Source organism: Pseudomonas iridis (assembly GCF_017980685.1).
Taxonomy (GTDB): Bacteria; Pseudomonadota; Gammaproteobacteria; order Pseudomonadales; family Pseudomonadaceae; genus Aquipseudomonas; species Aquipseudomonas iridis.
In genome coordinates, this window is sequence record NZ_JACXXO010000006.1 from 175,427 (window position 1) to 195,761 (window position 20,335).

15 protein-coding genes are annotated in these 20,335 nt (G+C 51.3%); 6 read left to right on the plus strand and 9 right to left on the minus strand.

Annotation, left to right across the window (positions count from 1 at the left end):
* Positions 1 to 44: 44 nt before the first annotated feature.
* The 3 genes from IEQ42_RS12910 to IEQ42_RS12920 form a co-directional block, all read right to left on the minus strand.
* The gene (locus IEQ42_RS12910; protein ID WP_045061358.1) at positions 45 to 3,218 is read right to left on the minus strand and encodes a CusA/CzcA family heavy metal efflux RND transporter; all 3,174 of its coding nucleotides are present in this window, start codon (positions 3,216 to 3,218) and stop codon (positions 45 to 47) included.
* A 26-nt stretch (positions 3,219 to 3,244) separates the two neighbouring features.
* The gene (locus tag IEQ42_RS12915) at positions 3,245 to 4,474 is read right to left on the minus strand and encodes an efflux RND transporter periplasmic adaptor subunit (protein WP_045061359.1); all 1,230 of its coding nucleotides are present in this window, start codon (positions 4,472 to 4,474) and stop codon (positions 3,245 to 3,247) included.
* Positions 4,475 to 4,562: 88 nt separating this feature from the next.
* Entirely contained in the window at positions 4,563 to 5,849 is a 1,287-nt protein-coding gene (locus IEQ42_RS12920) for a TolC family protein (protein ID WP_152644308.1), read from the minus strand.
* Between the two features lie 365 nt (positions 5,850 to 6,214).
* Here IEQ42_RS12920 and IEQ42_RS12925 point away from each other — a divergent pair, with 365 nt between their 5' ends.
* The 4 genes from IEQ42_RS12925 to IEQ42_RS12940 all read left to right on the plus strand — a co-directional run bounded on the left by IEQ42_RS12925 (position 6,215) and on the right by IEQ42_RS12940 (position 10,880).
* Positions 6,215 to 6,889: a heavy metal response regulator transcription factor gene (locus tag IEQ42_RS12925; RefSeq protein ID WP_045061360.1), complete on the plus strand. Its 675-nt coding sequence runs from the start codon at positions 6,215 to 6,217 to the stop codon at positions 6,887 to 6,889.
* Positions 6,886 to 8,313: a heavy metal sensor histidine kinase gene (locus IEQ42_RS12930; protein WP_045061361.1), complete on the plus strand. Its 1,428-nt coding sequence runs from the start codon at positions 6,886 to 6,888 to the stop codon at positions 8,311 to 8,313. The genes IEQ42_RS12925 and IEQ42_RS12930 overlap by 4 nt, the downstream gene beginning before the upstream one ends.
* A gap of 483 nt (positions 8,314 to 8,796) precedes the next feature.
* Positions 8,797 to 9,471: a heavy metal response regulator transcription factor gene (locus IEQ42_RS12935; protein ID WP_045061362.1), complete on the plus strand. Its 675-nt coding sequence runs from the start codon at positions 8,797 to 8,799 to the stop codon at positions 9,469 to 9,471.
* Complete coding sequence (locus IEQ42_RS12940; RefSeq protein ID WP_115146708.1) at positions 9,468 to 10,880, plus strand: heavy metal sensor histidine kinase; 1,413 nt, start codon at positions 9,468 to 9,470, stop codon at positions 10,878 to 10,880. Before IEQ42_RS12935 ends, IEQ42_RS12940 begins: the two co-directional genes overlap by 4 nt.
* A gap of 41 nt (positions 10,881 to 10,921) precedes the next feature.
* On the opposite strand, the gene IEQ42_RS12945 is transcribed toward IEQ42_RS12940, so the two are convergent.
* On the minus strand, positions 10,922 to 11,254 hold the full coding sequence (locus tag IEQ42_RS12945; RefSeq protein WP_045061364.1) for a DUF2790 domain-containing protein: 333 nt from the start codon (positions 11,252 to 11,254) through the stop codon (positions 10,922 to 10,924).
* Positions 11,255 to 11,539: 285 nt separating this feature from the next.
* A complete protein-coding gene (locus IEQ42_RS12950) occupies positions 11,540 to 12,217 on the minus strand; it encodes a heavy metal response regulator transcription factor (protein WP_090470194.1) in 678 nt (225 codons plus the stop codon).
* 547 nt (positions 12,218 to 12,764) lie between these two features.
* On the opposite strand from IEQ42_RS12950, the gene IEQ42_RS12955 reads away from it, so the two are divergent.
* Positions 12,765 to 13,571 carry a hypothetical protein gene (locus tag IEQ42_RS12955; protein WP_147282609.1) on the plus strand — a complete coding sequence of 269 codons (807 nt, stop codon included), beginning with the start codon at positions 12,765 to 12,767 and terminating at the stop codon, positions 13,569 to 13,571.
* A gap of 194 nt (positions 13,572 to 13,765) precedes the next feature.
* Complete coding sequence (locus tag IEQ42_RS12960; protein WP_045057964.1) at positions 13,766 to 15,466, plus strand: phosphoethanolamine transferase; 1,701 nt, start codon at positions 13,766 to 13,768, stop codon at positions 15,464 to 15,466.
* A 249-nt stretch (positions 15,467 to 15,715) separates the two neighbouring features.
* On the opposite strand, the gene rloA3 is transcribed toward IEQ42_RS12960, so the two are convergent.
* The 4 genes from rloA3 to IEQ42_RS12980 form a co-directional block, all read right to left on the minus strand.
* Positions 15,716 to 16,231, minus strand: a complete 516-nt coding sequence (gene rloA3 / locus IEQ42_RS12965) for a retropepsin-like aspartic peptidase RloA3 (RefSeq protein ID WP_090470184.1) — start codon at positions 16,229 to 16,231, stop codon at positions 15,716 to 15,718.
* 72 nt (positions 16,232 to 16,303) lie between these two features.
* Positions 16,304 to 17,218 carry a cation diffusion facilitator family transporter gene (locus IEQ42_RS12970; protein WP_045058199.1) on the minus strand — a complete coding sequence of 305 codons (915 nt, stop codon included), beginning with the start codon at positions 17,216 to 17,218 and terminating at the stop codon, positions 16,304 to 16,306.
* Between the two features lie 181 nt (positions 17,219 to 17,399).
* Positions 17,400 to 17,816 carry a TFIIB-type zinc ribbon-containing protein gene (locus tag IEQ42_RS27755; protein ID WP_311770672.1) on the minus strand — a complete coding sequence of 139 codons (417 nt, stop codon included), beginning with the start codon at positions 17,814 to 17,816 and terminating at the stop codon, positions 17,400 to 17,402.
* A gap of 30 nt (positions 17,817 to 17,846) precedes the next feature.
* Positions 17,847 to 20,201, minus strand: coding sequence for a heavy metal translocating P-type ATPase (locus IEQ42_RS12980; RefSeq protein WP_045058201.1), 2,355 nt, complete (start codon positions 20,199 to 20,201; stop codon positions 17,847 to 17,849).
* Between the last annotated feature and the right edge of the window lie 134 nt (positions 20,202 to 20,335).

Here is a 20,335-nt window from a genome sequence, read left to right on the forward strand (position 1 = left end):
AGCCCACTATCGAATCTCGATAGTGGGCTTTTAAAACTAAAGAATTATACGGCTTCTATTTTATCGTCTTCGTCTTCGGCTTCTTCCTCGTCTCGGCGGTGCGCCCATTGATAAAGCGCAGGCAATATCAGCAGGGTCAACGCAGTTGAGGATAGGATGCCCCCGATCACCACGGTAGCCAGGGGTCTCTGGACCTCTGCCCCCGTTCCGGTGGCCAGTGCCATCGGAATAAAGCCAAGAGAGGCCACCAGAGCTGTCATCAACACTGGGCGCAAACGGGTAAGAGCCCCTTCATTGATTGCGGAACTCAACGAATGTCCTTCCTCCCGAAGATTGCGGATGAACGCAATCATCACCAGACCATTCAGCACCGCCACGCCCGACAACGCGATGAAACCAACACCTGCCGAGATCGACAGCGGGATGTCTCGGAGCCATAAAGCCATGACTCCCCCCGTCAATGCGAATGGAATACCGGTGAACACCAATAGGCCATCCTTGAGGTTGTTGAACATCATGAACAAGAGTGCGAACACCAAGAGCAGGGCCACCGGGACTACAATCTGTAGTCGCTTGGCAGCGGATTGGAGCTGCTCGAACTGTCCTCCCCAGTTGGTCCAGTAACCGGCCGGGATCTGCACTTCTTTATCAATGGCGCTACTGGCCTCCTGTACAAATGAGCCGATATCACGCCCACGCACGTTGGCGCTGACGATCACCAGACGTTTGCCGTTTTCACGACTGACCTGGTTAGGTCCCAACACTAGATCGAGGCTAGCCACCTCTGAAAGAGCAATAAACCCGATCTGATCGGCATTGGTGTTAAGCAGCGCCGGTACCGGGATTAGCAGTGTGGACAATCCCTCGAGATCCTTACGCATTGCGTCGGATAAACGCACCACCATGTCGAATCGGCGGTCTCCCTCATACATCGTACCGGCTTGACGACCACCGACCGCCACCGCAATGGTGTCTTGTACGTCGCCAACGTTCAGTCCGTAACGGGCGGCTTTGTCACGGTCGATGTTGATGGTCAGTACCGGCAGTCCCGACGTTTGCTCGACTTTGACCTCGGAGGCACCATTGATCTTCTGCATGGACGCGGCAATTTTTGCAGCGGTGCTGTTAAGCACCGCCATGTCATCACCGAAGACCTTGACCGCCACATCACTGCGCACGCCTGAAATCAGCTCGTTAAAACGCAATTGAATAGGCTGAGAAAGCTCATAGTTGCTTCCGGGCATTCCGGCTGTAGCTTTTTGGATATCAGCTACCAACGCCTCTCTGGATTTATTCGGATCAGGCCATTGATTCTTCGGCTTGAGCATCACGTAGCTGTCAGAGATGTTTGGTGGCATTGGGTCTGAGGCAATTTCTGCTGTACCAGTACGAGCAAACATCCGCTTGACCTCCGGTACCTTTGCTAACACAAGTCTTTCCAGACGTTGCTGCATTTCTACCGATTGCGTCAGGCTGGTACCTGGTACACGCAGTGCTTGTAACGCGAAATCCCCTTCACTGAGGCTCGGCACAAACTCGCTGCCCATTCGACTGGCGACCACACCGCACACCGCGATAACGGCTAGTGCTATGGCGAATGCCATTGATCGATGGCCCATGACCCATTCTAGCGCTGGCGCATACACCCGACGGGCGCCACGCATGATGATGTTCTCTTCTTCCTTGACCTTACCGGTGACGAACATCGCAATCGCCGCCGGGACAAAGGTCACCGACAACAGCATCGCGCCGAGCAAGGCAATCACCACAGTAAACGCCATCGGGTGAAACATTTTTCCTTCGACGCCGGTGAGGGCAAAAATCGGTAGGTACACGACCATGATGATCAACTGGCCGAAAATCAGCGGTCGGCGTGCTTCCTTGGCCGCCGCGAACACTTCGTGAAAGCGTTCGGAGCGGGTGAGGATGCGTCCGTGGTGTTGCTGTGCATGGGCCAGACGACGGATGGCGTTTTCGACAATGACCACCGCGCCATCAACGATGATGCCAAAGTCCAACGCTCCGAGGCTCATCAGGTTGGCGCTGACCTTGTTGGTGAACATGCCAGTGAATGTGAATAGCATCGCGAGCGGGATCACCATGGCAGTGATCAGAGCGGCGCGAATGTTGCCAAGGAACAGGAACAGAATCGCGATTACCAGAATCGCACCTTCAATCAAGTTCTTCTTAACGGTGGCAATCGCCTTGTCCACCAAATTGGTACGGTCATAGACGGTGACTGCCACCACCCCTTTTGGCAGTGAGCGGTTGATTTGCTCAAGCTTGCTGGCAACGGCCTGGGCCACGGTGCGGCTGTTCTCACCGATCAGCATGAACACTGTGCCGAGCACCACTTCACGACCGTTTTCGGTCGCGGCCCCCGTGCGCAATTCACGGCCGATGTCCACGGTTGCGACGTTCTTGACGCGGATGGGCGTACCGTCGACGTTGGCCATGACGATATTGGCGATATCGTCGGTGGTCGCTACTTGGCCGGGTGCGCGAATCAGTAACTGTTCGCCACTGTGTTCGATGTAACCGGCACCGACGTTAGCGTTGTTGCGCTCCAGCGCTGTAACAAGGTCAGTCAGCGTAAGCTTGTAAGCCGCCAAGCGTTTTGGATCAGGCGCAATCTGGTACTCCTTGGCGAACCCGCCAATGGTATTGATTTCGGCGACCCCGGGAACATTGCGCAGCTGAGGTTTTATGATCCAGTCTTGGATCACCCTCAGGTCGGTCGGCGTATAGGGGTTGCCGTCCTCCTTGACAGCACCTTCTTCAGCCTCGACCGTCCACAGGAAAATTTCACCCAGACCGGTTGAGATCGGCCCCATGACGGCTTCCACACCCTCGGGCAGTTGCTCCTTGGCCACCTGCAACCGTTCGTTGACCAATTGTCGGGCGAAGAACAGGTCAGTGCCTTCCTTGAAGATCACTGTGACTTGCGACAAACCCGAGCGTGACAGCGAGCGAGTTTGTTCTAGAGCCGGCAAACCAGCCATTGCAGTTTCGATGGGGAACGTGATGCGCTGCTCGGTTTCCAGTGGTGAAAAACCTGCTGCCCCTGTGTTGATTTGCACCTGGACGTTGGTGATATCGGGAACGGCGTCGATCGGCAGCTTCTGGTAGCTGGCTATACCGAGGCCGGCCATGAGGAGAACCGCGAGCAGCACGATGATGCGCTGCTCGATGGCAAATTGGATCAGGCGTTCGAACATGAGAACCTTCTCGTGGAAGTGGCGGATCAGTGGGCGTGTTCAGCCGAGGCTTTACCCAGTTCTGATTTCAGAATGAAACTGCCGGCAGCGGCGACTTGAACACCGGGCTCCAGGCCCTCCGTGATCTCGACCAGACCCGCCGAACGGCCACCTGTCTCCACTGGCTGAGCTTTAAACCCGTCGTCCGTTCGAACGAAAACAGTTTGCTTGTCCTCGACCGTCTGGATAGCCGCTTCTGGTACTGCGACCTTTGTTTGCCGAGTATCAGTGTCAACCTGCACGGTCACGAATAGCCCGGGACGCCATGCACCTTGTGGATTGGCCAAGGTCACGCGGACCGTGGCTGTACGAGTTTGCTCGCCCAACAAACTGCCGACATAGGCCACGGTTCCAGTGACTTCGGCATTCAGTTCCGGCGCACTGACCGTGACCGACTTGCCCACCAGTACCTTGTTTAAATCCTTTGGCGAGACACCAAAGGTCACCCACACACGCGACAAGTCGGAGAGGGTGAAGGCATTAGTGGTTTCGCTGACAACCTCACCGAGGCCCAAGTGTTTCTCAACGACAACCCCGTCAAACGGCGCACGCAATTCATATCGGTTACCCCCGCTGGTGACCGAGCTGCCACTGAGTACGCTGATTTTTTGTCGAGCATTGCTGAGGGCGATTTCGGCTTCTTGCAAAGCCTGGCGGGCTTGCAGGAAATCCTGTTCGGCAGAGATTTTGTCCTGCCATAACTGTCGCTCTCGCTCGTAGGTAGTACGGGCCAACTCAAGACGACGTTGCGCCGCGGCTTGTTCACTACGCTGATCAGAAATTTGTTGGCTGGCGATCACGGCCAGCAACTGGCCTTTTTTCACCGGTTGACCAAGATTGACATGGACCGACTCGACGACACCGGGTACGCGGGGCACCACATGCGCAGTGCGGTCTTCATCAAAACGGATTTCTCCAGGAAAGGGCAATGAAAGGCTAATACTCTGCGCCTTGGCTTCGACCAACTGGATGCCGGCTGAGCTGATCTGCTCTTCGCTCAGAGTCAAGTGACCTTCTTCCGCTTCGCCTTCGGCGTGTTCGCCCTCGGCCGATTTCTTGCCAGTAGTTTCATCGCCGTGATCGTCATGGCCTTTGCCCTCCTGAGCCTGAGCCTGAGCTTCGGCTGAGGGCACCGATGGGCTGCCCATCCACAACGAGCCGATGCCTATACCCACCGTCAAGGTCAGTGCAGTGACGAGAATTAGTTTTTTATCCATGGAAACTCCCTGCGCAGCCCAGTCGGCAGTCACGGATTACCGTGGTATTGCGATGCTGAGCAGCGGTAAAAAAAGCGTTATATGAAATTCACGGAGTACGAGTGAGAAGGGCGACATCTCCGAAAATTCGCTCGATGCGCACCCAGGCGTCTGTCGCCTCGGCGATAGCCTGGATGTATTGCGTGCGGGCGCTAATCAAGGTGCGCTGAGCATCGAGTACGTCGAGGAAGTTAAACTTGCCCATTTCGAAACCTCGGGTAGCGGTGTCGACGGCACTTTGCGCGGCAGGCAGGATGGTTTGATTGAACGACGCGACTTCAGTGTTAGCCGTCATCCACTGATCCAGGGTGGTCTGGATTTCTGTGCGCAGGCGTAACTCACTGGCGTTACGAAGGTCGCGGGCTTGATCGGTACGGCGGGCAGCGGCTAGTACGTTGCCCTGGTTACGGTTAAACAATGGGATGGGCATAGACAGCCCCACAACATTCACCCGCTCGCGCTCGCGCTCGTCGTATTGGCTCCCGATACTCACGGTGAGGTCGGGAATTCGCTGAGCCTTCTCCAGGCCAAGGGAGGCTTCCCGCTGATCTATTTGCAGTTTTGCCAATCGTAGCTCCGCGGTTTCACCTATGCGATTAAGCAGCAGTGACGAATCCGGTACGGTTGGCATCGACCGGCCTGGATCACCCACAGACACGAATGCAGGCAAAGGCGCGCCCATGACCTGAGCGAGTCGCTGGTAGGCACTGGCCTCATCCCGCTCAGCCCGCCTCAGCTCCAGACGCACTTCTGATAGCTGAACCTCTGCGCGAGTACCTTCAACGGGTGAGGATTTACCACTCTTGATGCGACCTTGAGCTACACGCAAACCGCGCTCGGCGAGCTCAAGTGATTGACGTGATAACAGCAGCCTTTGCTGAGCCGTCGAGGAGCTGTAAAACGCCTGAATGACATCGGCACGCAGAACATTGCGTTTGCGTTCCAATTCAATCCCGGCCGCGTCTTGAGCTCGACTGGCCACCTCGATCCTAGCCCCGCGCTTACCGCCAAGCTCGATCGGCTGGTTGATCATTACCGTCGTAGTGCGCGAGTTTCGCCGAGTATCTTCAGCCTCCCAGGAAACCTCAGGGTTAGGGATCAACCCTGCCTGCTGTCGCTCTCCCTGAGCAATACCAGTCTCCCATTGAGCGGCCGCCAGATCAGGGTTATTGGCAAAAGCAGTTTCAAGCGCCTGATCCATTGTGAGCATTTGAGCGGTCGCCGCAAACAAAGGACTAGTAAAAAGCGCAAGGATCGAAATGAGACCTGCTCTTAGCATGGTCTTATGCGTGATTGGGTGAGCAATAAACTTTCTACACCGAAGTAATTCCATCATTCCTTAAACCTTTAAAACAAAAAGAATTTCCCATGAGGCAAATGTAATTCTCCGCACCTATCAACAAGGTGACTGAAAAATTACAAATACGTTATCCAGCGGAAAAACCTCAATTAATGCATTAGGATGAAGTCAATAAGTGCTCGCGCCAAGAAACAACCCGAAACAAAAAAGGGGCGCCGAACCTAATACTTTGGGAGGTAAAGGAAACATGACGAACCTTGCAAAGCTTTAAAAAGACCATATTGCGAATAAAATTAAAGATGTAGCCAGAATCGAAACGTTTATACAGATTAATAATGCCCTTAAACCATGTTTAACGAGCATCAAATCATTCCGATACATTTACCAGAGGGTGAAATCCTATGCGAATCCTTGTGATAGAGGACGAGCTGAAGACTGCTGAGTACTTACATCAAGGCCTGACTGAAAGTGGCTATATTGTAGACTGCGCATCGACCGGGGCTGATGGACTCCATCTAGCACGTCAGCAAGCTTATGATCTGGTAATACTAGACGTAAATCTACCTGAAATTGACGGTTGGGACGTTCTTGAAAATATTCGGCAGACTAGTAGCACTCGGGTAATGATGCTGACTGCAAGAGGGCGTCTGGCAGACAAAATCAAAGGATTGGATTTGGGAGCCGATGATTACCTGGTCAAGCCATTTGAATTCCCTGAGTTGCTTGCAAGAGTACGCACTTTAATGCGTCGCAGCGAACATATTCCAGTTCCGGAGGTATTAAAAGTCGCTGACCTTGAACTTGATCAAGGCAGACATCGCGCATTCCGCGGAAAGCAACGCATAGATCTGACGACAAAGGAGTTCGCGCTGCTTCATCTGTTGATGCGTCAATCAGGAGAGGTGTTATCTCGCACTCAAATTATCTCTTTAGTGTGGGATATGAACTTTGACTGCGACACAAACGTTGTCGAAGTTTCGATACGAAGATTGAGAGCAAAAATAGATGATCCATTTGAAACAAAATTAATACATACCCTTCGTGGCGTAGGCTATGTATTGGAGGCGAGGAAATGAAACCGGTCAGCCTATCGATGCGGCTGGGGTTGACAGTTAGCATTATGGGAGCGGTACTAGTAGTGCTTTTAGCGATACTAGCTTTTTTAGCGCTTACTCACGAACTTGATTCGCGCGCAAAAAATAGCTTAGAGAAGAAGATGAGTCAGATTGAGCACAGTCTACTGATGGATATTAGTACCCGCGACATGAGTTTAAAACCACACGTGCTATTAGATCAAGTGCTGGGACACGACAATCTTAACCTGACCATCTTTGATGATGACAACATGAGTGAACCTCTGCTGAGTTTTGGAGCAGATATACCTGAAGTATCTACGAATCAAGCCGGAACAGCCGCCAGTAATAAGCTGTCGTACTATTCCCCAGCCGAAGAGTCCGGAATCCACATCCTCACCGCCTCTAAGCTCATGAAATTAAAGGATGGTGAGTTCGTATCGGTCCTACTGTCTATTGATCGCTCGAATGATGAAACGCTATTGAGCGCCTACCTGAGTTCGACCATTGTAGCGGTTCCACTGTTGCTGATTCTGATTGGTATCAGCGCCTGGGCTATTGTGCAACGTGGCTTATCCCCCCTTCGGGAATTCCGGAAAGTTGCAGCAATGGTGTCGGCCCAGGATTTAAGTCATCGACTCTCAGTTGTCAAGATGCCCCAAGAACTCAGTGAGCTTGCTCACGGTATAAACTTCATGCTGCACCGTCTTGACGGCGGAGTTCAACAACTATCGCAATTCTCTGATGACTTGGCGCATGAGCTGCGGTCACCGATTACGAACCTTATGGGGAAAGCTCAGGTAACACTTTCTCGAGAACGCCCGGCAAAAGAGTACAAGGCTGTTTTAGAGTCATGCACCGAGGAACTAGGACGAGTCACCAGAATTGTTTCAGACATGCTTTTCTTGGCCCAAGTTAGTCATCCGGCCGCACTCGTGCCGTTTGAAAGCATTTTACTAGAGGATGAAGCCCTAAAAGTCATCGACCTTTTTTCGCTATCGGCTGAGGAAAAGAGCGTTGGTATAACTGTCAGCGGATGGGGTAAAGTTTTAGGTGATCGGCTCATGATTCAACGGGCTATTTCCAATCTTTTATCAAATGCCATTCGTCACTGCCCAGCAGGGCAGTCCATTGCTATAGCGATTGAAACGCAATCTGAAAAAGTCTCCCTATCAATAAGCAATCCTGGGGTAGGAATTGAGCACCAGCACTTGTTTCACATTTTCGATCGCTTCTATCGTGTGGATAACAGTCGCTCACGAGCTGAAGGTGGTACTGGATTAGGGTTGGCCATTGTCCGATCCATCATGAGCCTGCACCAGGGAATGGCAGAGGTCCAAAGTATGCCGGGCCATCTGACAGTTTTTCAACTTACATTTCCAAAATATAATGCACAAAGCAACTTAAAAGCCCAAAAACAAAAGTAGTGATTTTAGTAAAGCCGTAACTAAAATCACGATAAACAATAGTCCAAAAACGCGAATCCGAAAATGCATAGAGCATAGATAGCGCGGGGTACTTAAAAATCGCAAAGCGAGATCAACTCCCCTTGGTACATCCTGCCAGTCTCCCCAAAAAATGCGTGCAGCATTAAATTGACTATCTGCGCCGTAACACTTCGAAACGATTCCCCATAGATATCAGCCGAGCGGAGCTTGGCTTCTGGCTGAAATAAATGTACGGGAGTCGCGCATTAACATGCCTGCGACATATAGTCGCAAATACTTTTATCGTAAAATGTCCTCCTCCTGTTGACCCTGTAGCAGCTTCAGGCTTGATACTGATCACTTGAGCAATGCGCGGTTTTGAGATTTTTATGATCGAATAGTTCTACATCATTTCTTAGTCGGGCACTTAAATAAACTTCGAAATTTTATTATTCAATTCATATTACATAGGGCGGCACTACCATGCGAATGCTTGTAGTTGAGGATGAGCTTAAAACTGCCGAATACCTGCATCAGGGTTTGACTGAAAGCGGCTATATAGTAGACCGCGCGGCGAATGGTACGGATGGACTTCACCTTGCGCGTCAACAAACCTACGACTTGGTAATACTTGACGTCGATCTACCACAACTTGATGGCTGGGGTGTGCTCGAGCGACTGCGCCAAAGCAGTAACACCCGGGTCATGATGCTAACCGCTCGCGGGCGCCTGGCGGACAAGATCCGCGGCCTGGACCTGGGTGCCGATGACTATCTGGTCAAGCCATTCGAATTTCCGGAACTGTTGGCCCGGGTACGAACTTTAATGCGTCGCAGCGAACAAGTTTCCGTCCCTGAGGTCTTGAAAGTCGCCGATCTGGAACTCGACCAGGGCCGCCATAGGGCCTTCCGGGGCGAGCAGCGTATCGACCTGACGACCAAGGAATTTGCTTTGCTGCACCTTTTGATGCGCCAGTCGGGTGAGGTGCTTTCCCGCACTCAGATCATTTCATTGGTCTGGGACATGAACTTCGACTGCGACACCAATGTGGTCGAGGTTTCAATCCGCCGCCTGAGGGCCAAGATTGATGATCCTTTTGACAAGAAGCTAATCCATACCCTGCGCGGCGTTGGCTATGTACTGGAGGCCCGGGAATGAAGTCGGCAAGCCTGTCGATGCGGCTGGGTTTGGCGGTGAGTATCATGGGCGCATTGTTGGTGTTATTTCTGGCGGTTCTTGCGTTCCTCGCGCTAACGCATGAGTTAGATAAACTGTCAAAAGACAACTTGAGCGAGAAAATGCGGCAAATCGAGCACAGTCTTTCGCTGTATGAAAAACCTGTCGACATCAACATTAAACCGCACGTTTTGCTGGATCAGGTGATGGGGCATGACCACCTCAACCTTACCATTTATGACCTGATAAATATGAGGACGCCGCTCTTGAAGTCAGGCTTTGGCTTGACGGACCCCAGGGCGGAGTTGAAGGCGGCAGGGGCTGCCACCGACAAGGTGTCGTACTCCCGAAGCACCGATGATCAGGGCCGGCACTTCCTGACTGCATCCAGACTGATCCGCTTGCCGAACGGTACGAATGTCGCCGTATTGCTGTCGCTTGATTGCGCCAACGATGAAGCGCTGCTCAGCACATATCTAAGCTCGACGATCATGGCCTTGCCGTTGCTGCTGCTACTTATCGGCCTCAGTGCCTGGGCAGTGGTAAAACGGGGGCTCGCGCCGCTGCGGGAGTTTCGCAAGGTGGCCGCCATGATCTCTGCTCAGGACCTCAGCCATCGACTCTCGGTGGTCAAGATGCCGCAGGAGCTCAGCGAACTGGCCCATGGCATCAACTTCATGCTGCACCGACTAGACAGCGATGTTCAGCAGTTGTCGCAGTTCTCCGATGACTTGGCCCACGAACTACGAGCACCCATTTCCAACCTGATGGGCAAAGCCCAGGTGACGTTGTCCCGGGAGAGGCCGGCCGAGGAGTACAAAGCGGTTTTGGAGTCCTCCACCGAAGAGCTTGGGCGCGTAGCCCGGATTGTCTCGGACATGCTTTTCCTGGCACAGGTCAGTCATCCCGCTGCGCTGGTCCCGTTTGAGACCATTGCTCTGGAGGATGAAGCCTTGAAGGTCATCAATCTGTTTTCACTGTCGGCGGAAGATAAACAGATCAGCGTGAGCGTTACTGGCAGGGGGTCGACCATTGGTGATCGGTTGATGATTCAGCGGGCAATTTCCAACCTGATGTCCAATGCAATCCGCCATTGCCCAGTAGGCCAAGCCATCACAATCACCATCGAAGTCCATGCCACAGAAGTCTCGCTACATGTAGCCAACCGAGGCGCAGGTATTGAACCTCAACACCTACCGCACTTATTCGATCGCTTTTATCGAGTTGACACTCATCATTCGCGCGCTGGAGGAAGTACCGGGCTTGGTTTAGCCATTGTGAAATCAATCATGAGTTTGCATCAGGGAGTCGCAGAAGTTAATAGCCGCCCGGGTAAGATCACGACCTTCAAGCTGGGTTTTCCAAACATCCATGGACACACCAACTGGTGATACCAACCATTGAAAAAACAGCCCTTATTCACGTCATTCGTTCATTCGTGCGTGTTACGACACACACCAATAATTTGGTATTCAATAGTGTGAAGCTTTCCAGCTGAGTCCTCATAGGTCATTCGAAAAGGTACAATGTTGCAAGAGCGAATTGGTGGGGTCATACTCACCACTTTTGCGATATCAAACTTCATTCTATAGTGATATTTCTGAATTTCCGGAGCGGTCTTGCCTTTTTGCGCAGCGTAGGCGGCCATTGCTTTCTGATTTGCTTCCATGGCGTTGACAACGTTGCGATCACCACGGCTTTCAGCGAATTCTATCGAAGGCAATGATTGCGTCAGTGCAACAATACTTAGTTTTAACAGACTCATAGCAGAGTCTCTTTGAAGTAGTTACAAAGCTGTTAAACTTAAGTACGTTAACGAGGTAAATCTTTATTAATTGTCTAATGAGAATTACTTATTTGTAATTTCCAACCGTTATCCTCACAAGCTCAGTGAAGTAACATAATCAGCCAAGCACAGTGCTTCCCCACCCCGAAGACGATTTTCGTAATCTAATAGAACTGTGATTTTAGAGTGGCATTTGTGTGTTCTGTTTATAAAGTTGTTGCCGATTATTTCACATAACTTCAAAATTCGAGGGATTAAGAGGGCTCATTGATCACGCTTTTCGAGAACATATCCAACACCGCGCAAGGTATGGATTAGCTTGTTGTTGAAAGGATCATCAATCTTGGCCCGAAGCCTTCTCATCGACACTTCAACAACATTGGTGTCGCAATCAGCACTCCGCCCCCAGACAGAGGACATGATTTGCGTGCGCGACAGCGCCGTACCAGTCTGGCGCATCAAGAGGTATAGCAGGGCGAACTCCTTGGTGGTCAGCTCAATCCGCTGCTCGCCTCGGAAGGTCCGGTGTCTACCAAGATCGAGTTCCAGGTCCCCGACACACAGCACGTCGGGCAATGCCGACAATACAGCGCGACGCATCAGAGTGCGTACTCGGGCCAGCAGCTCTGGAAACTCAATTGGTTTGACCATGTAATCGTCCGCGCCTAGGTCGAAACCCTTGATTTTTTCCTCCAGACTACCTTTAACGGTAAGTATCATGATGGGCGAAATAGTGACCTTGCGAATACTTACAAGTAGGCCCCAATCGTCACGTTGCGGTAGGTTTGCGTCAAGCACTACAAGATCATAAGCCTGTTGGCAGACCAAGCGTAAGCCATCGATTCCGCTGGCGACGCAATCAACGATAAATCCGCTTTCGGTCAGCCCCTGGTGCAAATAATGGGCAGTTTTCGGCTCGTCTTCTATTATCAAAATACGCATTTTTCATAAAGTCTCGACACTAAATAATAAATCATCCTTACACACGTATAGAAAATTTTATTTACCGATAAACTTCAACATATTTGCGTTGTACGATTTTAGTCAGTAAGGAGCTATTGCGCGCTGTTGTGGCTCCGTTATGTTATCGACGTCAAACATACAAATATACAAATATACAAATATACAAATATACAAATATGCAAATATACAAATATACAAACATACAAACCTACACACTAAGTAGATCTTAGACTAATTGTCCGCGGCAGAGGGGGGATAACAAATTTGTAATTCTTCTGTCACCCTTCTGATAACTGTTCAGCAGTACATTGAGCCTGCAAAAAATCTATGCGTCATAGGATCCTGCGGTCGTGTCGACTTCTGATCGAATTCAGCCGGCAGAAATCGATCAGAAGTCTTTTAGACCATCAAATATTTATGAGTTAACAAAGAAACTGCGCACTTTGGGGGCGTAAATCTCGTTATGCCATCTCGCATTAGAAAAATGTTGTGGGCGGCTGGCCCACCGTCTCGTGTTTCGTCGTTGATGACGGCGTTGCTTCGGGCAACCCACGCCGAGGCTGTGACCAAACCTCAAATAGCATTGACCAATAACCCAAGCCTCGCAGATGCACAGTGGGAAATCCAAACTGCCCAAGCCGGGCAGCAACAGACTGATTTGATCCCCAATCCAGTACTAATAATAGATGCCCAAGCCTTCCGCGAAAATTCGAACACTACCAACGTTAAGCTCCGCCGGACACCGAAAAGGTGCCGCAAAAGTCACGCATGGATTGAGGTCGCATCTAAGAGTAAAGGCATAGTGGCGCTGGAGTCTAAACACTGCCGTAATGACTTGCGCCCCGATGATCGAAGTTTTTTACGGCGTCATGCTTGCACAGCAAGGTCTGATTTCAGCTCAGAGTTCGCACTGTCTGGCGGAACGATGACCAGCATCCGGAAGCGGTTGAACCTGGTGGGCGCTTCAACGCCGATTTTGTTTTTCGGCCGCAAACTAAAAAGCATTTCGTCGGAGGCTAGCCGCACCTATCAGTCTCGTGATATGCACAACGTCGCCGAACCGCGCCTGCGGTACGAAATCCATCTTGCTGTAGACAAGCGCTCGATGGCCCACAGAGAAAAGAAGTTCTTCAGTCAAGTGATCCTTCCCGCCGCACGAAGCGCCAAGGACTCCAACACTAATTTCTTTGAAATATCCAACCGCAAGTTTACGGGTGTTCTGGGCCCTCCGCGCACCCGTATCCAATACCTCGCTTCAGCACAACTACTGGCGTTCAAGGACGAATCGAGCGGATCTACAGCCACGTCACTTACTTGGGGTGCTACCTCATGAAAAAGATTTTCATCAGCGTGGGGTGTCTGGCGGTTTGGCTAGTCGCAGATCGCCAACTAGCTGACGAGAACGTTCAGGGTCACTGGTGCATCCACGAGTTGCACCGCGCTATTGGCGATTTTTTCTTACCTAAAATGTAGTGACACTCCAGTGGCAGTTCGCGCCTGGATACGTCGAGATTTTCCGGAGTACCCATGAATAACAAAGTACCAATTCGCAGTTGGGAAATCACACTCGGCAGCAATCAGTTAATTCTTGCAGTTTCGACTTGGCTTCTATTGTTTAGTAACTGGCCATTTTGGCGTGCTGTCTGGCAAGGCGTGGGAGGCCTACAAGACGGAAACACCATATTCGTGCTTAGCCTGCCTTGGTTCGTGTTGATTTGGCTCTACGTATTACTCAGCGTGATGGCTTGGGGACGATTGATAAAACCTGTGCTAGCTATCGTGTTGCTGGTTGCGGCAGCAACGAGTTACTTTATGAATAGCTATGGCATAGTAATTGATTACAGCATGCTAACGAATGTGATGCAGACGGACAGCTCCGAAGCCACGGAGCTGTTGAACTCGGATCTACTGCTGTGGATGCTGGGCTTTGGTGTTATGCCGGTGCTGGTTATCACTCGAGTCCGTTTGATTCAAAGATCGTGGTCCCGCGCACTTGCTCATCGATTCATGGGGGTGGCGGTAGCGCTCACCTGCTTGGCGATCGTCGTATTTACGCTTTATCAATCCTATGCATCGCTGATGCGTAATCATCGCGAACTCAGGTTGATGTTGGTTCCGTCGAATGTGGTTTCGGCAATTCATGGGTACACGCGTCGCCAGCTAGCAGTTCCCGCCGAATTAAAAACCATTGGTGCTGATGCCCGCCGTGAAGAAGCTACTGCTGGTGTACGCAAACCACGGCTAACGGTACTGATGGTGGGTGAAACCGCCAGGTCCGCGAATTTCTCCCTCAATGGCTATTCCCGGGATACCAATCCGGAATTGGCCAGTCGTGGTGTCTTAAGTTTTACCAATGTCAGCTCATGTGGAACAGCTACGGCCGTTTCCTTACCCTGCATGTTTCTGGATGTGGGTAAAGAAGGCTACAAAGACGGTATGGCGTTGCGCAGAGAAGGACTATTAGACGTGTTGCAGCGGGCCGGCGTATCGGTCCTGTGGAGAGACAATAATTCGGGTTGCAAAGGCATTTGCGACCGAGTACCAAATGAAAAATTGAACAATCAGAAATCGACGGGATTATGTAGAGCTGACGAGTGTTACGACGAAGTCTTATTGCAAGATTTACAAGCCTACTTGGATCAACAGCAGCGGGATTCAATCGTGGTGCTACACATGAAAGGCAGTCACGGCCCATCCTATTCCAAGCGCTATCCACCGGCGTTCGAACGATTCGGTCCCGTTTGCGATAATAATCAACTTGAACGTTGTACGCGCGAAAGCATTGTCAGTGCCTATGATAACAGCCTCGGTTATACGGACTATGTACTTGGGCAAACGATCGACCTGCTAAAGCGTAACGCTGAGCGTTTTGATACGGCGATGCTTTATGTCTCTGATCACGGTGAGTCCCTCGGCGAGAATGGGCTTTACTTGCACGGACTTCCTTATGCCATGGCTCCCAGCGAGCAGACTAGTATCCCCATGGTAATCTGGATCTCCAAAAACATGCAGTCGCGTCAAACCCTCGACTCCCAATGTTTGAAGGATCAGCGAGACGTATCACTGTCCCATGACAACTTATTCCATTCTATATTGGGGTTGATGGGTATTCAAACTACAGCATATCGCCCAGAGCTTGATCTGTTCAGTACCTGCCAGTCCAAAGCGTCAACACCGTTAAAGCTCGCGCAGACATTTGAGCGTCAATCAATGAAAACACCGAAATAAGTGGAGCTGCGAGAAAGATCTAAAATGACCCTATAGTATGAGCATACTTTGATTAGAAGCCATGCAACTAAATACTAATCGTTGCATGGCGCCACTTCTAACTCTTCCTAAAAATCGGCATCCGGGTGAGCTTTTTTTAAGACTATTTAGTCAGCCACATCAAGCATCAAAAAAGCTGCAAAATTCTGCCGAGCTATTTTCTCAATACATTCACCCTGCACGTATAGATAAAATGTATAATTCAGGTGTTTAATTACAGTTTGGTTCGTTAGTGAATGTGCGTGAAACATCGACCGCGCCCAAGACCCCCAAAGTTTTGCGACCAATCAATACGGGGTAGTTCATGTCGCCTCGATCCTTCAGTGAAAACTCTTCCTTATAAATTTTATCACCTATGCACATCGTCATCATGACTACTGGACGATGTTCAGCGCCACCGGCGCCTCGAACCTTTACATTTCTTTCGACGCGTCGCTCGAAGAGTGCGTTACTCACCTTCTTAGTTTTTGTGTCTTTTACTTTAACGTTGAAACGAACCCATTCCTCTCCATTTTTACGGAATCGTTCTAAGTCTTTCGCATCCATCGAGGATGTAAGAGCCCCTGTATCTAACTTTACTTTCACAGCAATATTTTCTGGTAAAAGTATTCCTTCCTCAATCCACCCGTATACCCTTTCTGGATTAGCAGGTGTTGAAAAAGCTGGCTGCGCAACAAAAGCCAAAAACAAAGCCAGCCCAGAATAACTTAAAATATTTCTGACCATTTTAATCGACCCTTTTGATCTGTATCACGACGTATAAACGTTCATCCAGCTTAAATAAATACCACGACTCAGTTAGTGGACCATACCCTCATGATCGTCAGCCAGTTGATCGTGAAAATCAGATCCTTCCATTTGGACGGTAGTATGGCTGATGTGGAACTTATCACTCATAAGGCTGGTTACTTCAGCCAAGATAGCTTGCTCGCTGCGGGAAGCCGAGTCAGCGACAAGATGGACGCTCATAACACTTTTACCACTGGTCAAAGCCCAGATATGCAAATCGTGGATATTCTTGACCCCCTCAATGCCATAAAGCGTTGCCTCTACCTTCTCAATATCGATGCCCTCTGGAACCCCTTGCAGCAATATGTTCATGCTTTCCTTGAGCAATGACCAAGTCCTGGGCAGCACCCAGAACCCGATGCCAGCCGCGACAAGTGAATCAACCCAAGTCCAGCCGGTGAAACGGATCAAAAGAGCTGCGATGATGACGCCAATAGACCCCACCATATCGCTCCAGACCTCTAAATAAGCGCCCTTCACATTGAGGCTTTCCCCACTGGCAGCACTCAGTAGGCGCATTGAAACAAGGTTGACGATGAGCCCGAACACCGCAATGACCAACATGCCAGTCGACTGGATTTCCGCCGGGACTTTAAGTCGCAGATACGCTTCATAAACGATGTACATAGCGACTAAAAACAGCAAGACCGCATTGAAGGTGGCTGCAAGTATTTCAAATCGTGCGTACCCGAAGGTCCGCTTCCTATCCGCAGAGCGTTTGGCTATATGAATAGCGACCAAGGATATCGCCAAAGCCGCAACGTCCGTCAGCATGTGGGCCGCGTCGGATAATAAGGCCAGGCTGCCGGTGACAAAAGCTCCAATGACCTCCGCGACCATAAAGCTTGTCGTCAGGGTGAGTGCGATCCACAGCAACTTTTCGTGACCGGCGCGTACTTGGCCGTGACTGTGTCCTGAACTCATAACCTTTTCCTCAAACGCCGCTCGCTGAAACTCCAACCACCCAGGTAGCACCCTTGCTACGAGTCGATTGCAGGATATAAAGACCAGCTAATACCCAAAACCGTTCCATCTCATGAAACACCCTATTTCAGAATTGGTGCTGGTTCGAGGTATATCCCGATCAAAGCGCGAAATCGCAGCCTTAATCGAACATCTCCTGCAAAAATGATTTTTTGCGGTACGACTGTTGCCCCTGATGCCCACTCTGGTTTTGATGTCCACCATGACTTTGATGGCCGCTCTGGTGGCCACCTTCTCTCCAACCGCCACCGTGACTTCCTCGCTGATCTCCATGAGCTTGGCTATCTCCATGCTGGCTGTAACCGGGTTGTACTGCTGGAGGAGCATTCTGTACGGGTGGAATTGGGTTCTGTGGAAGAAACCTAACGGCCTCCTGTTGTTGGCTGCGCTCGATGATCTTGTCGAGTTCACCTCGGTCGAGCCAAACGCCACGGCATTGAGGGCAATAATCAATTTCGATGCTTTGGCGCTCAGTCATTACGAGGGCAGTATCTTTGCAGATCGGACATTGCATGATTTGATTTCCTTGTGTGGGCATGTAATTGAACACGAAGTCGCAGCTTTCGTATCACCGACGCAGTAGCCGCAGTCCGTTGAATACGACCAGCAGGCTCGCTCCCATATCGGCGAAAACAGCCATCCACAACGTAGCGTGGCCGGACAATGCAAGCGCCAAAAATACAACTTTGATACCCAAGGCCAGTCCGATGTTTTGCTTCAAAACAGAGGCACATCGACGACTCAGGCTAATAAAATCAGCAATCTTGCGTGGGTCGTCATCCATGATGGCGACATCAGCCGTTTCAAGGGCTGTGGCAGTCCCTGCGGCCCCCATCGCAAAACCAATGTCGGCTTGCGCCAATGCTGGAGCATCGTTCACACCATCGCCCACCATGCCAACAGTACCAAAGCGGCGTTTGAGTTCAGCGACGGCGGCTTGTTTATCCTCCGGCATGAGGTTTCCGCGTGCATCCTGTATGCCGAGCTGAGCGGCGATGGACTTGGCGGTTGCAGGGTTGTCACCCGTGAGCATCACCGGTACGACATTCAACGCTTTCAGAGCAGTTACGGCAGCAAAGCTTTCAGGCCTTACGGTGTCAGCCACAGCAAAAATCGCTACTGGACCGCTGGCCGCGCAGAGCACGATTACAGTTTTTCCTGCGTTTTCCAGTAGCGACAATCGGGCCTCAAGGGCCGGCGAGCATACGCCCAACTCTTCAACCAAGCGGTGGTTACCCAGGTGCCACGATTGACCGTCGATATTGCCTTTGACGCCACGACCGTTGAGTACGCCGAAGTCCTCAACCGGCAGAGTCGCCGCATCCGGTTGCTGTAATTTCCATCCGCTGACCAAGGCCTTCGCCACTGGGTGTGTACTGTGTTCGTCGAGGCTAGCTGCGATCTGCAAAGCCATCTCGATGGGCAGATCACCAAACGGCTCGTTATCGGTCAGTACCGGCTTGCCTTGGGTCAAGGTGCCGGTCTTGTCGAGCGCCACAACCTTAAGTAGTCGGCCGCTTTCAAGGTATGCACCGCCTTTAATCAAAATGCCATGCTTGGCAGCCGCGGCTAGCCCACTGACGACGGTAATTGGCGTTGAAACCACCAAGGCACATGGGCAGGCGATCACTAACAGGACCAGGGCCTGATAAAGCCAATCGCCCCAGGTTCCACCGATCAGTACAGGGCCCAAGACAGCGACCAAGAGGGCAAGAACCACTACAGCCGGGGTGTAATAACGTGCAAACTCATCTACAAATCGCTGAGTAGGGGCTCGTTGAGACTGCGCGTCTTGTATGGCTGCCGCGATACGAGCAAGAGTACTTTCTCCTGCTACGGCCGTCACAGTCGCTTCAACCACGCCGTCGGTAACGATACTGCCAGCGTAAAGTGGGTCCCCGACCTGCTTATCAACAGGTAGGCTTTCGCCGGTAATTGGAGCTTGGTCCAGTGCGGCGCGACCTGAGTCTATGCGGGCATCCAAGGGTACTCGCGAACCCGTGCGAACCCGAATACGACTACCAAGTAATACACTCGCCACCGGATGGTCTTTCCAGCCGCCATCAGTCATGACTTCAGCGGTTTCTGGCGCCAACGCGGTCAGCGACTTGATCGCGTTCCGCGCGCGCTCCAGAGAAAGTGCTTCGATAGCCTCAGCAACGGCGAAAAGGAAAACCACCATCGCGGCTTCGGGCCATTTACCGATGATGAGAGCACCAACGACAGCCAACGACATCAGAAAATAGATGTTCAGAGTGAGGTTCTTAACTGCAATCCAACCCTTTTTGAGGGTGGGCAAACCAGCGCTCAGAATGGAAAGAGCCGCAAGCACCATAACCGGCCAAGAACCTTCTTGTCCGGTTGTCCACGCGATGACTTCAGCGGCGATAGCAGCCAGGCCACTGATGGCCAGCAATCCTTTTAGTTTTGCGCTCAGGGCCGGGGGAACCGCCGATGGCGCGGCACCGGCTTCGATCAGGCTCGGCCCCATGTCCAACGCGACTAATGCGGTGACGATTGGCTGCGGATCATCCAAGCGGTGATGCACGGTCAACTCACGATTCAGGAGGTTGAAGTCGAGCCGAACAATTCCGGCCATCGGCTCCAGTCGGTTGCGGATCAAGCGCTCCTCTGTAGGGCAATCCATTTTATCGATGCGGTAGCGAACTCTACTGGTCCCTTTCGGGGCAGGGCTACTCTTAGTAATCGCAACACCATCAGTAGCTTGCGTGCCATGAGCACAGCACGCATCGGCATGATCGTGAGCATGCTCATGCTCATGCTCATGGTCGTGACCATGTTCTTTGTGATGCTTGGGTTCAGCAGCATTAACAGACCCATGTTGATGGTCAGATCCGCAACACTCTTCTTTCTTCTGTACGTGAAGACGGAGGACCGGCTTGAGCTTGTTTTCCTGGTTCATGGTGCTTCTACCGCTTGGGATAATTTCACCATTCAACAGCCTGTACCTACTACAGGGTCAAGCGCCCAATGAAGTTATTTGAAGCTGCTTTCGTGTGCGGATAGCTTGGTCCTCCATGGACATCACCTAATCCT

Bases quoted from the DNA above. Each gene is read 5' to 3' on its own strand.
- IEQ42_RS12980 (WP_045058201.1), bottom strand. From the start codon at position 20,201: ATGAACCAGGAAAACAAGCTCAAGCCGGTCCTCCGTCTTCACGTACAG.
- IEQ42_RS12930 (WP_045061361.1), top strand. From the start codon at position 6,886: ATGAAACCGGTCAGCCTATCGATGCGGCTGGGGTTGACAGTTAGCATT.
- rloA3 (WP_090470184.1), bottom strand. From the start codon at position 16,231: ATGGTCAGAAATATTTTAAGTTATTCTGGGCTGGCTTTGTTTTTGGCT.
- IEQ42_RS12935 (WP_045061362.1), top strand. From the start codon at position 8,797: ATGCGAATGCTTGTAGTTGAGGATGAGCTTAAAACTGCCGAATACCTG.
- IEQ42_RS12915 (WP_045061359.1), bottom strand. From the start codon at position 4,474: ATGGATAAAAAACTAATTCTCGTCACTGCACTGACCTTGACGGTGGGT.
- IEQ42_RS12925 (WP_045061360.1), top strand. From the start codon at position 6,215: ATGCGAATCCTTGTGATAGAGGACGAGCTGAAGACTGCTGAGTACTTA.
- IEQ42_RS12940 (WP_115146708.1), top strand. From the start codon at position 9,468: ATGAAGTCGGCAAGCCTGTCGATGCGGCTGGGTTTGGCGGTGAGTATC.
- IEQ42_RS27755 (WP_311770672.1), bottom strand. From the start codon at position 17,816: ATGCCCACACAAGGAAATCAAATCATGCAATGTCCGATCTGCAAAGAT.
- IEQ42_RS12970 (WP_045058199.1), bottom strand. From the start codon at position 17,218: ATGAGTTCAGGACACAGTCACGGCCAAGTACGCGCCGGTCACGAAAAG.
- IEQ42_RS12955 (WP_147282609.1), top strand. From the start codon at position 12,765: ATGACGGCGTTGCTTCGGGCAACCCACGCCGAGGCTGTGACCAAACCT.
- IEQ42_RS12920 (WP_152644308.1), bottom strand. From the start codon at position 5,849: ATGATGGAATTACTTCGGTGTAGAAAGTTTATTGCTCACCCAATCACG.
- IEQ42_RS12960 (WP_045057964.1), top strand. From the start codon at position 13,766: ATGAATAACAAAGTACCAATTCGCAGTTGGGAAATCACACTCGGCAGC.
- IEQ42_RS12950 (WP_090470194.1), bottom strand. From the start codon at position 12,217: ATGCGTATTTTGATAATAGAAGACGAGCCGAAAACTGCCCATTATTTG.
- IEQ42_RS12910 (WP_045061358.1), bottom strand. From the start codon at position 3,218: ATGTTCGAACGCCTGATCCAATTTGCCATCGAGCAGCGCATCATCGTG.
- IEQ42_RS12945 (WP_045061364.1), bottom strand. From the start codon at position 11,254: ATGAGTCTGTTAAAACTAAGTATTGTTGCACTGACGCAATCATTGCCT.